Annotated in this window: 17 protein-coding genes; 15 read left to right on the top strand and 2 right to left on the bottom strand. The window is 64.3% G+C overall.

The features are described from left to right. Positions 1 to 4 precede the first annotated feature (4 nt). The 10 genes from surE to rlmD all read left to right on the top strand — a co-directional run bounded on the left by surE (position 5) and on the right by rlmD (position 9,626). A complete protein-coding gene (gene surE, locus CVS48_RS19820; RefSeq protein WP_100855934.1) occupies positions 5 to 763 on the top strand; it encodes a 5'/3'-nucleotidase SurE in 759 nt (252 codons plus the stop codon). Next, positions 748 to 1,572, top strand: coding sequence for a protein-L-isoaspartate(D-aspartate) O-methyltransferase (locus CVS48_RS19815; protein ID WP_167401025.1), 825 nt, complete (start codon positions 748 to 750; stop codon positions 1,570 to 1,572). Before surE ends, CVS48_RS19815 begins: the two co-directional genes overlap by 16 nt. Before the next feature lie 17 nt (positions 1,573 to 1,589). Next, positions 1,590 to 2,444, top strand: a complete 855-nt coding sequence (locus CVS48_RS19810; RefSeq protein WP_100855933.1) for a peptidoglycan DD-metalloendopeptidase family protein — start codon at positions 1,590 to 1,592, stop codon at positions 2,442 to 2,444. Continuing rightward, positions 2,441 to 3,220 carry a 3'-5' exonuclease gene (locus tag CVS48_RS19805; RefSeq protein WP_100855932.1) on the top strand — a complete coding sequence of 260 codons (780 nt, stop codon included), beginning with the start codon at positions 2,441 to 2,443 and terminating at the stop codon, positions 3,218 to 3,220. Before CVS48_RS19810 ends, CVS48_RS19805 begins: the two co-directional genes overlap by 4 nt. 169 nt (positions 3,221 to 3,389) lie before the next feature. After that, positions 3,390 to 4,013: a hypothetical protein gene (locus CVS48_RS19800; RefSeq protein WP_100855931.1), complete on the top strand. Its 624-nt coding sequence runs from the start codon at positions 3,390 to 3,392 to the stop codon at positions 4,011 to 4,013. Positions 4,014 to 4,444: 431 nt separating this feature from the next. Continuing rightward, the gene (locus CVS48_RS19795; RefSeq protein WP_050446935.1) at positions 4,445 to 5,197 is read left to right on the top strand and encodes a TorF family putative porin; all 753 of its coding nucleotides are present in this window, start codon (positions 4,445 to 4,447) and stop codon (positions 5,195 to 5,197) included. 267 nt (positions 5,198 to 5,464) lie between these two features. Continuing rightward, on the top strand, positions 5,465 to 5,812 hold the full coding sequence (locus CVS48_RS19790) for an Imm51 family immunity protein (protein WP_242001212.1): 348 nt from the start codon (positions 5,465 to 5,467) through the stop codon (positions 5,810 to 5,812). A gap of 10 nt (positions 5,813 to 5,822) precedes the next feature. Then, the gene (locus CVS48_RS19785; RefSeq protein ID WP_100855930.1) at positions 5,823 to 6,719 is read left to right on the top strand and encodes a LysR substrate-binding domain-containing protein; all 897 of its coding nucleotides are present in this window, start codon (positions 5,823 to 5,825) and stop codon (positions 6,717 to 6,719) included. Between the two features lie 96 nt (positions 6,720 to 6,815). After that, positions 6,816 to 7,997 (top strand): MFS transporter, encoded by a 1,182-nt coding sequence (locus CVS48_RS19780; RefSeq protein ID WP_100855929.1) that lies wholly within the window; start codon positions 6,816 to 6,818, stop codon positions 7,995 to 7,997. 117 nt (positions 7,998 to 8,114) lie between these two features. Beyond that, positions 8,115 to 9,626: a 23S rRNA (uracil(1939)-C(5))-methyltransferase RlmD gene (gene rlmD / locus CVS48_RS19775; protein ID WP_100855928.1), complete on the top strand. Its 1,512-nt coding sequence runs from the start codon at positions 8,115 to 8,117 to the stop codon at positions 9,624 to 9,626. A 43-nt stretch (positions 9,627 to 9,669) separates the two neighbouring features. Here the strand turns inward: rlmD and cueR are convergent, their stop codons facing one another. Together cueR and CVS48_RS19765 are read right to left on the bottom strand one after the other, a co-directional pair. Then, on the bottom strand, positions 9,670 to 10,062 hold the full coding sequence (cueR, locus tag CVS48_RS19770) for a Cu(I)-responsive transcriptional regulator (RefSeq protein WP_100855927.1): 393 nt from the start codon (positions 10,060 to 10,062) through the stop codon (positions 9,670 to 9,672). A gap of 15 nt (positions 10,063 to 10,077) precedes the next feature. Beyond that, the gene (locus CVS48_RS19765; RefSeq protein WP_100855926.1) at positions 10,078 to 12,357 is read right to left on the bottom strand and encodes a heavy metal translocating P-type ATPase; all 2,280 of its coding nucleotides are present in this window, start codon (positions 12,355 to 12,357) and stop codon (positions 10,078 to 10,080) included. Positions 12,358 to 12,520: 163 nt separating this feature from the next. Here CVS48_RS19765 and CVS48_RS19760 point away from each other — a divergent pair, with 163 nt between their 5' ends. From CVS48_RS19760 to CVS48_RS19740, 5 genes are all read left to right on the top strand, one after another. Beyond that, positions 12,521 to 12,721, top strand: coding sequence for a heavy-metal-associated domain-containing protein (locus CVS48_RS19760; RefSeq protein WP_100855925.1), 201 nt, complete (start codon positions 12,521 to 12,523; stop codon positions 12,719 to 12,721). A gap of 175 nt (positions 12,722 to 12,896) precedes the next feature. Further along, complete coding sequence (locus tag CVS48_RS19755; RefSeq protein ID WP_100855924.1) at positions 12,897 to 13,625, top strand: glutathione peroxidase; 729 nt, start codon at positions 12,897 to 12,899, stop codon at positions 13,623 to 13,625. A 237-nt stretch (positions 13,626 to 13,862) separates the two neighbouring features. Beyond that, on the top strand, positions 13,863 to 15,299 hold the full coding sequence (locus CVS48_RS19750) for a dihydrolipoyl dehydrogenase (RefSeq protein WP_100855923.1): 1,437 nt from the start codon (positions 13,863 to 13,865) through the stop codon (positions 15,297 to 15,299). 121 nt (positions 15,300 to 15,420) lie between these two features. Further along, positions 15,421 to 15,717, top strand: a complete 297-nt coding sequence (locus CVS48_RS19745; protein ID WP_100855922.1) for a hypothetical protein — start codon at positions 15,421 to 15,423, stop codon at positions 15,715 to 15,717. After that, entirely contained in the window at positions 15,714 to 16,310 is a 597-nt protein-coding gene (locus CVS48_RS19740; protein WP_242001213.1) for a DUF6036 family nucleotidyltransferase, read from the top strand. The genes CVS48_RS19745 and CVS48_RS19740 overlap by 4 nt, the downstream gene beginning before the upstream one ends. Positions 16,311 to 16,321: the final 11 nt, after the last annotated feature.

Below are 16,321 nucleotides of genomic sequence, written 5' to 3'. Positions count from 1 at the left end.
CACAATGCGAATTCTGGTTTCGAACGATGATGGTTACTCGGCCCCCGGGCTGGAAGCGCTTGTCGCGGCGCTGCAAGGCTTGGGCGATCTCACCGTCGTCGCGCCCGAGACCAACCACAGCGGCGCCTCCAATTCCCTGACGCTGAACCGCCCCTTGACGGTTCGCACCGCCTCGAATGGCTTCATCGCCGTCAACGGCACCCCCTCCGATTGCGTACACGTGGCGCTCACGGGCTTGATGGACGCCCGGCCGGACCTGGTCGTGTCCGGCATCAACAACGGCGCCAACATGGGCGACGACACGCTGTATTCGGGCACCGTCGCGGCAGCCAGCGAAGGCTATCTGTTCGGCATCCCGGCCATTGCCTTTTCCTTGGCCGAGAAGGGCTGGGAGCACATCGATTCCGCTGCGCGCGCTGCCCGGCTGGTGGTGGAACGCCATCTGGCGCAACCCCTGGCCGCGCCGGTGCTGCTGAACGTGAACATTCCCAACCGACGCTTTGAAGACCTGCACGGCTTTGCCGTCACGCGGCTCGGCAAGCGCCATCCGTCGCAGCCCGTCGTGCGCACCACCACTCCCTATGGCGACACGGTGTATTGGATCGGCCCGGTAGGCTTGGCCGCCGATGCCACGCCGGGTACGGATTTCCATGCGGTGGAGCAGGGCTCGGTATCGGTGACGCCCTTGCGGCTGGACCTGACCCAGCACAGTCAACTGGACGAAATCCGAACTTGGGCAGAACCGTTATGCGCAAACGCGTAAGTCAACCCGATGTGTCGCAGGCGGTGCCCGGGCGTCCCAGCCCGGTCCGCTACGACTCAGGCCGGCTCAGCCCCGGCGTTACCGCCACCAACAGCAACACCCGCATTTCCGCGGCCACTTTGCCTCGCCAGGCGCAGGCTCCCGCGCCGGCCTCGGGCAACAATCTTGGGCTGAACTCCGACCGTTTGCGCCAGGCCATGGTGCAGCGGCTGCGAGGGCAGGGCATCAGCGACGAGCGCGTGCTGAACGCCATGGCCGCCGTGCCACGCCACTTGTTCGTGGATGAAGCCCTGGCCAGCCGTGCCTACGAAGATGCGGCGCTTCCCATCGGGCATTCACAAACCATCTCGCAGCCTTGGGTGGTTGCGCGCATGATCGCGGCAGCGTGCGAGGACCGGACGCCGACGCGCGTGCTGGAAGTCGGAGCGGGCTGCGGCTACCAGGCGGCGGTGCTGGCGCAGTTTGTGCGTGAAGTGCATTCCATCGAACGTATCCGTGGTCTTTACGAGCTGGCGCGCGAGCATCTGCGCGCCTTGCGGCTGACCACGCGCATCCGCCTGATCTATGGCGATGGCACTTTGGGCCTGCCCGGCGTGGCGCCGTTCGATGCTATCGTTGTGGCTGCCGCTGGCTTGGCCATTCCGCAAGCGCTGCTCACGCAGCTTGCGCCTGGCGGACGCCTGATCGCCCCCGAAGGGGGCACCAACCAGCGCCTGGTGTTGATCGAACGCACCGGCGCGGCCAGCTGGAAACGCACTGAATTAGAGGCCGTGCGCTTTGTGCCGCTACGCGCCGGAATACAATCTTGAGCAAACAGGAGAAACGTATGCTCAACGGGCAGTCGCAACTGACCGATATGACTATGGGCGCGTCCATGACGCGCCTGCGCCGCCCGCTCTTCGTCGCGGGGGCACTCAGCCTGGCTATTCTGGCCGGCTGCGCATCAAAAGGAACTCGCGCGCCGGTGGTCGACATGACCAACGGACAGCCAGCGTCAACGGGCCAGCCCGGTGGCAGCTATGTGGTCAAGCCGGGCGACACGCTTTACAAGATCGCCCGCGCCAACAACGTGGATATCGAAAGCGTCAAGCGCTGGAACAACCTCAGCGATCCCAACCAGATCTCGGTCGGCCAGGTGCTGAAGATGTCGGGTGGCGCCAGCACGGGCGCGCAACCCGCGCCCATCGCCAGCGCCAAGCCGCAGCCGCGCCCGCTGGACCAGCCAGAAACCCCCGTCGCCACCAACCCGCCTCCGGACGCCACGCCCGCCCCGGCGCCGGTCGACGTCAAGCCCACGCCGCGCGCGGCGGATGCCAGCGTCATCAATTGGGCATGGCCGGCCAACGGCCCCATCGTGCAGACCTTCAACGCCAGCAGCAAGGGCATCGACATTTCCGGTGCCCTGGGCGACCCGATCACCGCCGCCGCGGATGGCTTGGTCAAGTACAGCGGCAATGGCGTGCGCGGCTTGGGCAACCTGATCATCGTTGAACATCAGAACGGTTTCATCACGGCCTACGCGCATAACCGCTCCTTGCTTGTGAAGACGGGGCAGAACGTCAAGCGCGGCGCCAAGATCGCCGAACTTGGCCAAAGCGACACTACGTCGCCGCGCCTGCACTTTGAAATTCGCCGCCAGGGCACGCCGGTCGATCCCATGCAGTACCTGCCCGCAAAATGACGCCCACCCTGGTATTCGACCTGGAAACCATCCCCGATGCCAATGGGCTGCGCAAGCTCAACGGCTGGGGGGCGGATGTTTCGGACCAGGACGTCGTCGAACGTGCGCTGGCCGCGCGGCGCGAGGCCGTAGGCCATGATTTCCTGCCCCTGCACCTGCACAAGGTCGCGGTGGTGGGCTGCGTGTTCCGCGACGATCAGGGCTTTCGCGTCAAGACGCTGGGGCAACCCGACGACCCCGAAGCCGCGTTGCTGGCCGGCTTCTTCAAGACCATCGAACGCTACACGCCCAAGCTGGTGAGCTGGAACGGGTCGGGTTTCGACCTGCCGGTTCTGCATTACCGCAGCCTGATCCTGGGCGTACCCGCGCCCCGCTATTGGGACATGGGCGAAGAAGACCGCGACTTCAAGTTCAACAACTACATTGCGCGCTACCACACGCGCCATGTGGACCTGATGGACGTGCTGGCCAAGTACAACGGCCGCGCCAACGCGCCCCTGGACGACCTGGCCAAGCTGTGCGGCTTTCCCGGCAAGCTGGGGATGGACGGCAGCAAGGTTTGGGAAGCCTGGAATACGGGCCGCGCCGACGAAGTCCGCGCCTACTGCGAAACCGACGTCGTCAACACGTGGCTGGTGTACTGCCGCTTCCGCTTCCTGCGTGGCGAGCTGGACCGCACCGGCTACGACGCCGAAGTATCCCTGGTGCGCGACACGCTGTCGGCCAGCGACGCGCCGCACTGGAAGGAATACATGGCGGCGTGGGACGCCCCCTGACGCCTGCATTGCGCTGGCGCAGGCCAGGATACGACGGGGCCCCGCAAGGCCCCGTTTTCACGTCTGGCGCAGGCGCAATCGACTGAAACATGGACCGCGGGCGCGAAACCCGGTTGAAACCAGGCCAACCGCACAATGGCCTCGCTTTCTTCACTTTCAGGAGACACTTATGTCCCGATTCGCACTTCGCTCCAATTTGGCCGCTCTTGCATTTGTCGCCGCGACGGGCGGCTTGATGGCTGGCTCCGCCGTGGCCGCGCCTGCGGCTCCCGCCGATGGCGGCCCGGCTTCCATGCAGCACCACGGCCCGCGCGGTGGTGAGTTCCACAAGGGCAAGCGCGACGGCCTGTTCATCCCCGGCCTGGGCCCCGTGTCCAAGGCGCAGGTTGATCAACTGAAGCTGGACGAGAAACAGCAGGCGCTGTTCAAGACCGCGCAGGAAGGCCAGCGCGACCTGCACAAGGCCATGCGCGAGGCTGGTGGCAAGCGCCATGACCTGTTGAAGACGCAGCTCGACAGCGGCAAACTCGACCCGCGCGCGCTGATGGCGCAGTCGGAGCAATCACGCGATCAGTTCGGCGGCCAGGCCAAGCAGGTTCGCGACCAGTGGCTGGCAGTGTGGGATAGCCTGAACGATACGCAACGCGGGCAAGTGACGAAGATCGTCAAGGAGCGCGAAGCCAAGATGCAGGAACGCCACGCCAAGATGGAAGCCCGCCATGGCAAGGGCAAGGGCGGCATGCCGCCGCCTGAAGGTGCCGATGCTCCTCCTCCGCCGCCTTTGGCCAACTAAACCGGTCAACTAAACCGGTCAACTACGCGGGCCAACTACGCCGGCCATCGTCCGCCGCCATCATGGGGCGGGCGCCTTGTCGACAACCCCGGACGCGTTCCCCGCGTGCCGGGGTTTTTGTTTGCCCCGGTTGCCCACATCAGCCCGCGCGTTGAACCAGTTTGGCGCAAATTCCCCATGGTGATGCACGACCTGACGCTGGCATGGCGCGGCGCGCCCGATTTTGGTGCGTGCATCCCCGCGTCCTGTGTCGGAATTACTGCTTGTCACTCTGTCATCACCTCGCGCGATACCCGCTTGTTACGCCGCAGAAACCTGGCACGGACATTGCTTCAGGAAGCATGAACCGGTATTAACCGCTGCAAAACCGGTCAAAGGGATGCGCCACAGGCCGTCCTCCTCCTCGTTAAATCCGATCAGGACTCCGCACCATGAAGAAGACGTTGCTAGCCTTGCCCTTTGCGCTTGCTGCTTGTTTCGCCTCGACGGCCCAGGCCGAACCCACCGACCTGGGAGCCGGTTTTTCGCTAAGCGGTAACGCGGCCATCGTCAGCGACTATCGCTTCCGCGGCTATTCACAAACCGATTTCCGTCCCGCCGTGCAGGTGGGCTTCGACCTGGCCCATAGTTCCGGCTTCTATCTGGGCAACTGGAACTCCAACGTCTCGGACTTCGTATTCACCGACGGCAACCTCGAAATGGATTTCTACGGCGGCTGGAAAGGCGACGTAGGCGGCGGATTCACCCTGGACGCCGGTGTGCTGCATTACTACTACCCGGGTTCCAGCTCTCCCAAGGGCGGCAACTACAACAACACCGACCTGTACCTGGGCGCGTCCTACGGCAATTACTCGTTGAAGTACTCCTACACGCCCAGCGACTTCTTCAGCACCCCGGACAGCAAAGGCACCTGGTACCTGGACGGTACGGCCACGTTCGACCTGGGCGACGGATGGGGCTTGTTGGGGCACCTGGGTTATCAAAAGCTGAAAAACCAATCCAATATGGACGGCGATTCCATCGGCCATTACGTCGACTACAAGGTTGGCGTCACCAAGGACCTGAAGGGCTGGGTGCTGGGGCTGGCCGCGGTGGGCGCCACCAAGGACAACTGGTTGCCCACCAAATACGGCCATCCGTCCGGCCGGATAGGCGCGGTGTTTTCCGTGGCGCGTGCATTCTGATTTGAAATCCGTGGCGGCGCTGTAACAGGCGCCGACGTTTGGGGAATTGAAGGAGACTGCCTGATGGGACAGTCCCCTTCAATTCCCCTTTTTTTATCCTGCAATGGGTGGCAAAGCCCCCGGGCAACGGGGCTTCACTACGAACCGCGTTGCGCACATCGCAATAATTGCCTCTAATGGGCGCGCACAAGATGCGGCGGGGGACTTTCCGCGCATCAGCCTGGCCGCTACTGTCGGCGGCCGGCGATTCAAGGAGCTTTGAGCGCAGTGACTATCGATTTCGAAGAAACAATCAAGCCGTTTTCCTGGATGGAGTACGAAGGCAACTTCTCGGTAAGCCTCATTGTTGGGGAATACAAGGAAGAGGTTTTTCGCCGCAGAAGGGAAGAGGGGTTTCTGGGCACGGGCTATGACTGGACGTCGTTGGCGCTGGTTTTTCTGAACGAGAAAACGCCCGAACTCGATGAGTTGATCGATTTCGATCCGGAAGCCGATACGTTCTGCGCCTATTCGTCGGATAGCGAAGCGCTCAAGACCTTCGCGTTGGCGTTCAAGGCCGCTTGCGAAGACAGGAAGCTGATTCAGGACCTGTTTTCCCGGGCTGAGCTGGACTGATCGCGTTGCAATGATCGAAACCCGGTTGTTGCGGCAGTTTGTCGCCGTGGCGGAAACCCTGCATTTCAATCGCGCGGCGCAGCGCCTGCACATGGCGCAGCCGCCGCTCAGCCAGGCCATCCGACGGCTTGAAGCCGACATTGGCGCGCAGTTGTTTGAGCGCACCAATCGCAGCGTGGCCCTGACGGCGGCGGGCGCGGCATTTCTGCAGTCCGCGCGCCGCATTCTGCGTGAACTCGAAGACAGCGTGACGCATACGCGGCGCGTGGCGCAAGGCATGGACGGCCACCTGACGCTGACGTTCATCAACATCGCGCCTTATGCGCCGCTGCTGCGTGCGCTGCGCGGTTTTCGCGATGCGAATCCGGCGGTCGCCTTCACCTTGCAAGAGGCGACCACGCACGAGCAAGTGCAGGCGCTGGAAGCAGGGCGCGCCGACATAGGTTTCATGCGCACACCGGGCGCCACCACACCCAGCCTGCAATTCGAACGCCTGTTGCATGAGCCTGTCCAGGTTGCCTTGCCGGCCGGGCATCGCCTGGAGGGCGAAGCGGTGGTGGACTTGGCCGCGTTGAAAGACGAACCGTTCGTGGGTTCGCCCCGGCGTTTGGGGCAAGGCTTTCACGATCAACTGACCCAGCTCTGCCAAGCGGCGGGCTTCGTGCCCAAAGTGGCGCAGGAGGCCCGCCAATTGCAGACGGTGGCGGCCTTGGTGGCGGCGGGCTTCGGCGTGGCCTTGCTGCCCGCGTCGCTGGCCCGGGCCGGGGGCGACGACGTCGTGTTCCGCCCGATTGCCGCCGATGCGCCCGAGGCGCTGCGGCATGTGGAATTGCTGATGGCGTGGAACGCAGAGCAGGCCTCGCCCGTGCGGGATCGCTTGCTCGACGCCGTTCGGCTGGTCAAATAAGACTTCAGAAGTCTTAATTAGCGATAAATAAGCTATTTTACGGCGCACTGTGGCCCTTCTAAGCTCGGCGATTGTCTCTGTCGACCTTTGAACGCCATGCCTATCGCTGTCTATCTTTTCTCCGTCTGCACCTTTGCATTCGGCCTTTCTGAATTCGTGGTGGCCGGTTTGGTCTCGGCCATGGCCGATGGCCTGCACGCCAAGATTGAGGCGGTCGGCACGGCAATCGCCGCCTATGCCTTCGGCGCGGCCATCGGTGCGCCCCTGTTGACCGCCCTGGTTGCGCACTGGCGCGACCGGCGCATTCTGGCGTGGGCCATGGGGATACTGGCAGTGGGTAGCTGCCTGATGAGCCTGTCGGGCACGCTGCCGATGCTGCTGGGCCTGCGGTTTACCGTCGGGCTGGCGCATGGCGTGTTCATGGCTGTGGCGTCCGACGCCGCCACCCGGCTGGTGGACGAGGCGCGCGCCGGACGCGCCGTGGCGGTGGTGTGGATCGGCCTGACCCTGGCGTTGGCGCTGGGCGTCCCGCTGGGCACGTTCCTGGGCAGCGTCTGGTCATGGCGCGCGGTGTTCCTGGCAATCGGCGCGTTGGCCGTGCTGGGCCTGGCCGGCTTGCTGTACTGCATGCCGCGCGATGCGGGTCCCGCTATGGCGGCGCAAGACAGGCCTGGCGCCCTGGCCGCGCTGCGTGCCATCGCCCACCCGCAAATGCTGATGACGGCAGGGGTGGGGGCCTTGGTCAGCGTGGCGACCTTCTGCTTTTTCACCTTTATTTCGCCCTATTTGTTGCAGGTGACCGGCGTGGGCGTGCAGCGGCTCAGCACGGCGATGCTGCTGTTCGGGCTGTTTTCCATCGGCGGCAACCTGCTGGGCGGCTACCTGGTCGACAAGATGGACCCCGACCGCGCCGCATTGTTGGCGTTGACGGGGCTCTTTGCGACGCTGCTGGGCCTTTACCAGTGCCGCGCCTCGGGCTGGGCCGTGCTGGCGCTGGCGGGCGTGCTGGGACTGGTGTTCTTCTGCATCGTGACGGTGTTGACGCTGCGCTTGCTGAAACTGGCGCAACACCACGTGCCGACTGCCACAGCGGTGGCCGCGGGGCTGAACATTGCCTCGTTCAACCTGGGCACGGCAGTGGGGGGCGGCTTGGGCAGCCTGACGATCGCGTGGTTGGGTTTATCGGCGCTGCCGCTGGTGGGCGCCGCCGCCGCGCTGGCCGCAATGGGGGCGCTGTGCCTGCAATCGTTGCGCTTGCGCCGCAGGCAGGCTGCATAACCCGGGCTTGCCGGCGGGCGGGGAGGCGGAGCGGTCCGGCCCCGTCAAAGACCATTTCCGGGAACGGGCGGAGTCCTTCTACAATCATGGGTTGCGTGTAATTCTGGACTGCGTGAGATGTCAGACGTTTTGAGTATCGAGTCCCTGGATCTGGAAGCCAGGGGAATCGCCCGCCGCGACGGGAAAGTGGTATTCGTGGAAGGCGCCTTGCCGGGCGAACGGGTCACCACCGTCACGCTGCGCCGCAAGCCGTCTTACGAGATTGCGCGCGTGGATGAGGTGCTGCGCCCCTCGTCGCAGCGCGTCGTGCCGCGCTGCCCGCACTTTGGTGTCTGTGGGGGCTGTGCCATGCAGCACCTGGAACCCAGCACGCAGGTGGCCATCAAGCAACGTTCGCTGGAAGACACCTTCTGGCACGTCGGCAAGCTGCGTCCGGCGCTGGTGCTGCCGCCGTTGCAGGGCCCGACCTGGGGCTACCGCTACCGTGCCCGCCTGTCGGTGCGTGTGGTGCCGAAGAAGGGCGGGGTGCTGGTGGGCTTTCACGAGCGCAAGAGCAGCTATGTGGCCGACATGCGTGAATGCCACGTGCTGCCGCGCCACGTCAGCGACCTGCTGATGCCGCTGCGCGCCATGATCGGGGCCATGTCGGCGCCCGACCGCATGCCGCAGATTGAAGTGTCGCTGGGCGACGGCGTCACCGCCCTGGTGCTGCGCCATCTGCTGCCCTTGACCGATGGCGACATCGCCATCCTGCGCGCCTTCGCCGCCGAGCACAACGTGCAGTGGTGGTTGCAGTCGAAGGGCCCGGAAACCGTGCATCCGCTAGAGCCCGAGCACGCCGATGCGCTGTCGTACACGATGCCGGAATTCGGGCTGCGCATGCCGTATCGGCCCACCGATTTCACGCAGGTCAACCACGCCATCAACCGTTCGATGGTGTCGCGCGCGTTGAAGCTGCTGGACGTGCAGCCCACCGACCGCGTGGCCGATCTGTTCTGTGGCCTGGGCAATTTCACCTTGCCGCTGGCCACGCAAGGCCGCGAAGCGGTAGGCGTAGAGGGCAGCAAGGCCTTGACCGACCGCGCCTTCGACGCGGCGTCGCGCCATGGCCTGGGCGAACGCACCAGCTTCGCCACGCTGAACCTGTTCGAGGTTGACGCACATTGGCTGCGCAGCCTGGGTTACTTCGACCGCATGCTGATCGACCCGCCGCGCGAAGGCGCACACGCGGTGTCGCAAGCGCTGTCTGAACTGAGCGCGCAAGAGCGGCCGCGCCGCATCGTCTACGTGTCCTGTAACCCGGCAACGCTGGCGCGCGATGCCGCCATCCTGGTGCACGAAGGCGGCTACGTGCTGAAGAGCGCGGGCGTGATCAACATGTTTCCGCACACGGGCCATGTGGAATCCATCGCCGTGTTTGAATCGCTGGATGCCGCCGGCGTGGCTGAGGTAAAGGAACGGGCTCGCCAGCGCGCCATCCAGGCCGAAGCCGACGCCATCGCGGCGGAAGAAGCCAAGGCGGCCGCCGCCGCTGAAAAGGCGGCTGCCAAGCAGGCCGCCACGGATGCCTACCATGCACGCGTCGCAGCCGAGGCGGCAGAGGCAGGCGAGGCCGCAGAGACGCCGTAACGTTGTCCTGGCGCGGGCCCTTGCCCAGGCCATTACCCAGGCCTCAGTGCGACCGGCCCAGGTTTTCCAGGATTGGGCAGTTGGGCCGGTCATCGCCATGGCAGTGCTGCGCCAGATGCTTGAGCGTCGCGGCCATGTCGCGCAGGGCTTCTGCCTTGCGCTCCAGTTCCTCTACATGCTCCAGCGCAATGCGCTTGACGTCGGCGCTGGCGCGGCTGCGATCCTTCCACAGGGCCAGCAATTCGTTCATCTGCTCCACCGAAAACCCCAGATCCCGCGCGCGCCGCACGAAGCGCAGCGTGTGCAGGTCCTGGTCGGTGTAAACGCGATAGCCCGAGTCCGTGCGCGTCGCGGGGCCGATCAGGCCGATGCTTTCGTAGTAGCGGATCATCTTGGCGGAAATGCCGGAGCTTTTTGCTGCTTCGCCGATATTCATATTGGAACTCCCGGATCAAGCGCGGCCGGCATGGGGCCGGAACGCTTTCAAACGCAGCGCATTGCCCAGCACGAAGACGCTGGACAGGGCCATCGCGCCCGCCGCGAAAATGGGCGAAAGCGACAGGCCAAACGCGGGATACAAGGCGCCAGCCGCCAGCGGTATCAGCGCAGCGTTGTAGGCAAACGCCCAGAATAGGTTCTGGCGGATGTTTGCCAGCGTCGCGCGGCTGAGCGCGATGGCGTTGGGCACGCCGTGCAGGTCGTCAGCCATCAGCACCACCGAGGCTGCTTCAATCGCAACGTCCGTGCCGGTACCGATCGCAATGCCGGTGTCGGCGGCGGCAAGCGCGGGCGCGTCGTTGATGCCATCGCCCACAAACGCCACCTTGCGGCCGCCTTCGCGCAGCGTGCTGATGGCTTGCACCTTGCCGTCCGGCAACACTTCCGCGCGCACTTCGTCGATACCCAATTGGCGTGCGACGGCTGCCGCCGTGTAGCGGTTGTCACCGGTGATCATGGCCGTCTTCAGGCCCTGCGCATGCAGCGCGGCGATGGCGGAAACGGCGGACGGCTTGATCGGGTCCGTCACCGCCATCATGGCGGCGGCCTGGCCGTCGATGGCAACAAAGATGGGGGTCTTGCCTTCGTTGCCCCAGTCGGTGGCGCGCGCGCCGAATGCGCTGACGTCGACGCCGCGTTCAGCCATCAACCGCGCGGCTCCCGCCAACACGCTGCGACCCGCCACGCGGGCTTCAACACCCGCGCCCGTGATGGCGGCAAAGCCCTCGGCCGGCAACAGCGCGAGCTTGCGCTCTTCGGCGGCGGCCACGATGGCCAGCGCAATGGGATGCTCGGACCGCGCTTGTACCGAAGCGACCCATTGCAGCACCTGCGGGCCGTCATGGCCGGCGGCGGGTTCCAGTTCGGTCAGCGTGGGCTTGCCGAGTGTCAGGGTGCCGGTCTTGTCGAAGGCCACGACGTTGACGTCGCGCAAGGTTTGCAGGGCATCGCCCTGGCGGAACAGCACGCCCATTTCAGCCGCGCGGCCCGTGCCCACCATGATGGACGTGGGCGTAGCCAGCCCCATGGCGCAAGGGCAGGCGATGATCAGCACGGCCACCGCATTGACCAGCGCGTGCGACAGCGCGGGCGAGGGGCCAAAGAAGAGCCAGACCCCAAACGTGAGCAGGGCCGCCGCCATCACGGCGGGCACGAACCAGGCGGTGACCTGGTCCACCAGCGCCTGGATGGGCAAGCGCGCGCCTTGGGCCGATTCCACCATGCGGATGATGCGGGCCAGCATCGTGTCGGCGCCGGTATGAGTGACGCGCAGCGTGAAGCTGCCCGAGGTGTTCAGGGTGCCGCCAGTGGCTTGCATGCCGGGCTGTTTTTCAACCGGCACGGGTTCGCCTGTCAGCATGGACTCGTCGACATACGAACTGCCTTCGATGACGTCGCCGTCCAGCGGGATCTTTTCGCCGGGGCGCACCAGCACGATATCGCCCGTGTTGACCTTTTCGATCTCGACATCCACGGCCTGGCCGTCGCGCATGACGCGCGCCGTGCGCGGCTGCAAGCCGATCAGGCGCTTGATGGCCGCGCCGGTCTTGCCCTTGGCGCGCGCTTCCAATGTGCGCCCCAGCAAGATCAAGGTCACGATAACGGCGGCGGCTTCAAAGTAGACGTTGCGCGCGGCCTCGGGCAGCCAGGCGGGCGCAAAGGTGGCCACTACCGAATACCCCCAGGCGGCGCCCGCGCCCAAGGCCACCAACGAATTCATCTCGGGCGCGCGCCGCCATAGCGCGGTCAGCCCCTTGGTGAAGAATTGGCGGCCGGGCCAGACCAGGACGGCGGTGGTCAGCACGAATTGAAGCAGCCAACTGTTCTGCTGGCCAACCGTACCCAGCACCCAATGGTGCAGGGCCGGAATCAGGTGCGATCCCATTTCCAGCACAAACACGGGCAAGGTCAGCACCAGCGCCACGGTGAACGCCCGTTGCAGGCGCTGCGCTTCGGCGTCGCGCGCTTGTGACTGGCGTTCGGCGTGGTCGTCTTGCGCGGCAATGGGGCGGGCCTCGTAGCCCATCTTGACCACGGCATCCACCAGGGCTTGGGGTTGGGCGGCATCCGGGTCGTAGGACACCAGCGCGCGCTCGGTGGCCAGGTTGACCTGGGCCTGGGCCACGCCCGGAACATGGATCAAGGCCTTTTCCACGCGCTTCACGCACGACGCGCACGTCATGCCTTCAATGGCGAGTTCCAACTGGGTGGTCGAGGGGCTGGCAACGCTCATGGCGATTCTCGTGTTGAGGGGTGAGCTTGCAGTTTCATCCTTCCCATAGTGGGAAGGTCAAGGTGCAATTTTACGCTTGACCTTGACATGATGGGAATGTTTAAGCTGGTGTCATGGCGGGTCAAATTCTGCATCCGCCAACGCTGATCTTGAGGAAACAACCATGAGCATCGAATTTCAAGTCCCCGACATGACCTGCGGCCACTGCGTCAAGAGCATCACCAGCGCGGTAAGCCAGGCCGTTCCCGGCGCCACGGTCGCTGCCGACGTGGCGTCGCACCGCGTCACGGTGACGGGCACGGATCAGGCCGATAAGGTCGAAGCCGCCATCCGCGAAGCAGGTTACGAGCCGGCCCGGGTGTAAGCCACATCGGAACGTTGGAAGGCGGCTATGATAGATGCCGCTTTCCGAAATCTATTCCTTCATTGTTAAATGCTATCAATCAATTTAGTTTATTAAATTTGTTTTATCGATAGCCAGCGTTTATGATTCTTTCCATGGTGGTTAAACAAACCCCGCTACCCAAGGAGAGATTTGAATGCTGCAAAACCGCGAAGGCCAACGTGTTCCGAACGTAACGTTCCCCGTCCGTGAGGACAACACGTGGAAGAAGGTCACAACCGACGATCTGTTCAAGAACAAGACGGTTGTCGTCTTCTCGCTTCCCGGCGCTTTCACGCCGACCTGCTCGTCCACGCACCTGCCGCGCTACAACGAACTGGCTCCCGCGTTCTTCGCCGCCGGCGTTGACAGCATTGTCTGCGTGTCGGTCAACGACACCTTCGTCATGAACGAATGGGCAAAGGACCAGGAATCGGCCAACATCACGTTGTTGCCCGACGGTAACGGCGCCTTCACGGAAGGCATGGGCATGCTCGTCGACAAGAGCGACCTGGGCTTCGGCAAGCGTAGCTGGCGCTATGCGATGCTGGTGAAGGACGGCGTCGTGCAGAAGATGTTCATCGAACCGGAAAAGGAAGGCGACCCGTTTGAAGTGTCGGACGCCGACACGATGCTGGCGCACATTGCGCCGACGGCCAAGAAGCCTGACCAAGTGGTCGTGTTCTCCAAGCCGGGCTGCCCGTTCTGCGTGGAAGCCAAGGCGCTGCTGGATGAAAAGGGCTATGCCCCGATCGAAATCCCGCTGGAAAACAAGGTTCGTGGCCGAGTGATCGGTGCTGTGTCCGGCAAGGGCACTGCTCCCCAGGTGTTCATCAACGGCGCGCTGATCGGCGGCCTGGAAGACCTGAAGGCTCACTTCGCCTAAAGGTTATTGGCTGGCGGCCGGGCAGGGGCAATCCCCGCGTCCGGCCGGTGGAGTCAGGCGGTTGCGCGTTGACCGCCTGGTTTTTCCCGGCACGAGCTTCCCTTTTTACGCACCCTTAATGCATGCCTTATGCGGCCCGTGACCGGCGCCGCCGGACGGTGTTCGTCCCGAGGATGCGCAACAAGGCGGAACTCGCCTTTGAATTCTTTTTGCTACCCGCAACAGGGGACCCCAATCATGAAAACTCTGCATACCGATATCGCTGTCATCGGCGCCGGCACTGCCGGTCTGGCCGCTTATCGCGCCGCGAAAGCCGCGGGCAAGCGCGCTCTGATTATTGAAGGCGGCCCCTATGGCACCACTTGCGCCCGTGTTGGCTGCATGCCGTCCAAGCTGCTGATCGCCGCCGCCGAAGCCGCCCACAACGCGGCGCATACCGAAGCCTTCGGCGTACACGTCGGGGGCGATATCTCGGTGGATGGCGTCGAGGTGATGGACCGCGTCAAGCGCGAACGCGACCGCTTCGTGGGCTTCGTGCTTGAAGGCGTCGAGAATATTCCCGCTGAAGACAAGCTGCGCGGCTATGCGCGCTTTATCTCGGATACGGTGTTGCGGGTGGACGAGCACACGGAAGTGCATGCCTCGCGCGTGGTCATCGCCACGGGTTCACGGCCCTCGGTGCCGCCGCCGTTTCGTGCGCTGGGCGATCGCCTGGTGGTGAATGACGACGTCTTCGCCTGGGACGACTTGCCCCGCCGCGTGGCGGTGTTCGGGCCTGGCGTGATCGGGCTGGAACTGGGCCAGGCACTGGCGCGTTTGGGCGTTGAGGTGCGGGTCTTCGGGGTCAGCGGCAGCCTGGGTGGCATCAGCGACCCGCAAGTGCGGCATAGCGCCCGCAAGATCTTCCAGCGCGAGTTCTACCTGGATCCGGACGCTCGCGTGCTGGAAACCACGCGGGTGGGTGACGAGGTGGAAGTGCGCTATATCACGCTGGACAACAGCGAGCGCATCGAACGCTTCGACTACGCGCTGGTCGCGACCGGCCGCCGCGCCAACGTGGACGGCCTGGGCCTGGAAAACACGTCGCTGGAACTGAACGTGCACGGCGTGCCGGTGTTCGATCGCGAAACGATGCAAGCCGGCGATTCCGCCATCTTCATCGCCGGAGACGCCAACGCCGACGCACCCTTGCTGCACGAAGCCGCGGACGAAGGCCGCATCGCCGGCGAAAACGCCGCGCGCTTTCCCGAACTGCGCAAGGGCCTGCGCCGCGCGCCGTTGGCCGTGGTGTTCTCCGACCCGCAGATTGCCTTGGCGGGCCAGGGCTACGGCCGCCTGATTCCCGGCACCTTTGTGGTGGGCGAAGTGGACTTCAGCGACCAGGGCCGTTCGCGGGTCATGCTGAAGAACAAGGGCATGCTGCACGTGTACGCCGACATCGCGTCGGGCCGTTTCCTGGGCGCCGAAATGGTCGGCCCCAGCGCCGAGCACATCGGCCACTTGCTGGCCTGGGCCGTACAGCAGGAGCTGACTGTGGCGCGCATGCTGGAAATGCCGTTCTACCACCCCGTCATCGAAGAGGGGCTGCGCACGGCGCTGCGCGACGCGGCCGCGAAACTCGCCGCCGCCCGCGAATCGCTGCGCAACGAGACGTCGGAAAAAGAGACGGTTTAACGCGGGCAAGGGGGGCGCTGGCCCCCCGCACCCAGGCGGGACTTCGTCCGAATTCGAAGGCGCGGCGAACATGGAGGGTATCTGGACGGTAAAATGACCCCGCCATTCACAGGAGCCGGCCATGGACCCTCGCGATCGGGAACAAAAAATGCTTGACCGTTGCGCCCGCGTTGTCAAAGGCCGCGCGCGGGTGGCGCGTACCCGCGCCGAGGCTAGTGTTTTCCGCTTCGCCGCGATGTCGCTGGAATCTGCTAACCCCTCGGGCGCGAATTCACTGTGGTCTGCCAGCGAGCGTTATTTCACGACGCATACCCAAGCCCCAGCGACCTTGGCTGAATTAATGGGCAAGGGTCATATCCTGACGATCAATCGGCTACGCGATATGCTCGCCGTCCAACTGCAACGAGAAGCGCTTTGAACGCGCCCGCGTCCCGCTTGAAATTCCATACGGATACTGATCTTGCCAAGGGTCTTAAAGCTCTTTTTGTCGAGCTTCAGGCGCGATTGGAACTGCGGGACAAGCCGATCAAGGCCACGATTGCCGGCGGCATTGCCGTGCATCTATACACCGCGCAACGGGTCACGATGGACGTCGATGCCGAATTCGGCGCGCGCCTTTATCTGCCCCAGGATCTGGGCATTGAGGTGCCGGGCCCGGGGGGGCGTCCTCTGTGGTTGCACTTCGACGCGCAATACAACTCAACCTTTGCCCTCATGCACGAGGACTACCTGGATGATGCGGTACGGGTTCCGCTTGGCGTCGATTATTTCGACATCTACATTCTGTCCCCGGTTGACCTGGCAGTCAGCAAGATATCGCGGCTTTCTGCCAATGATCGGGGCGATATCGCTGCGCTTGTCGAGCACGGCTTGACGACGGCTGCCGCCATCGAAGCGCGCGCGCGCGACGCCTTGCCCGGTTTTGTGGGCAACGTTCGTCCACTGGAAATGAATATTGCGGACGCCGTCGAGATCGCCCGTCAGGCGGAAAAGCGGCGCTCAACCGCTTAGATTCGGCTGCC

The organism is Achromobacter spanius (assembly GCF_002812705.1).
GTDB classification, from domain to species: domain Bacteria; phylum Pseudomonadota; class Gammaproteobacteria; order Burkholderiales; family Burkholderiaceae_B; genus Achromobacter; species Achromobacter spanius.
The sequence above is the reverse complement of the archived record's forward strand: the minus strand, read 5'-3'. Positions and strand labels throughout refer to the sequence as shown.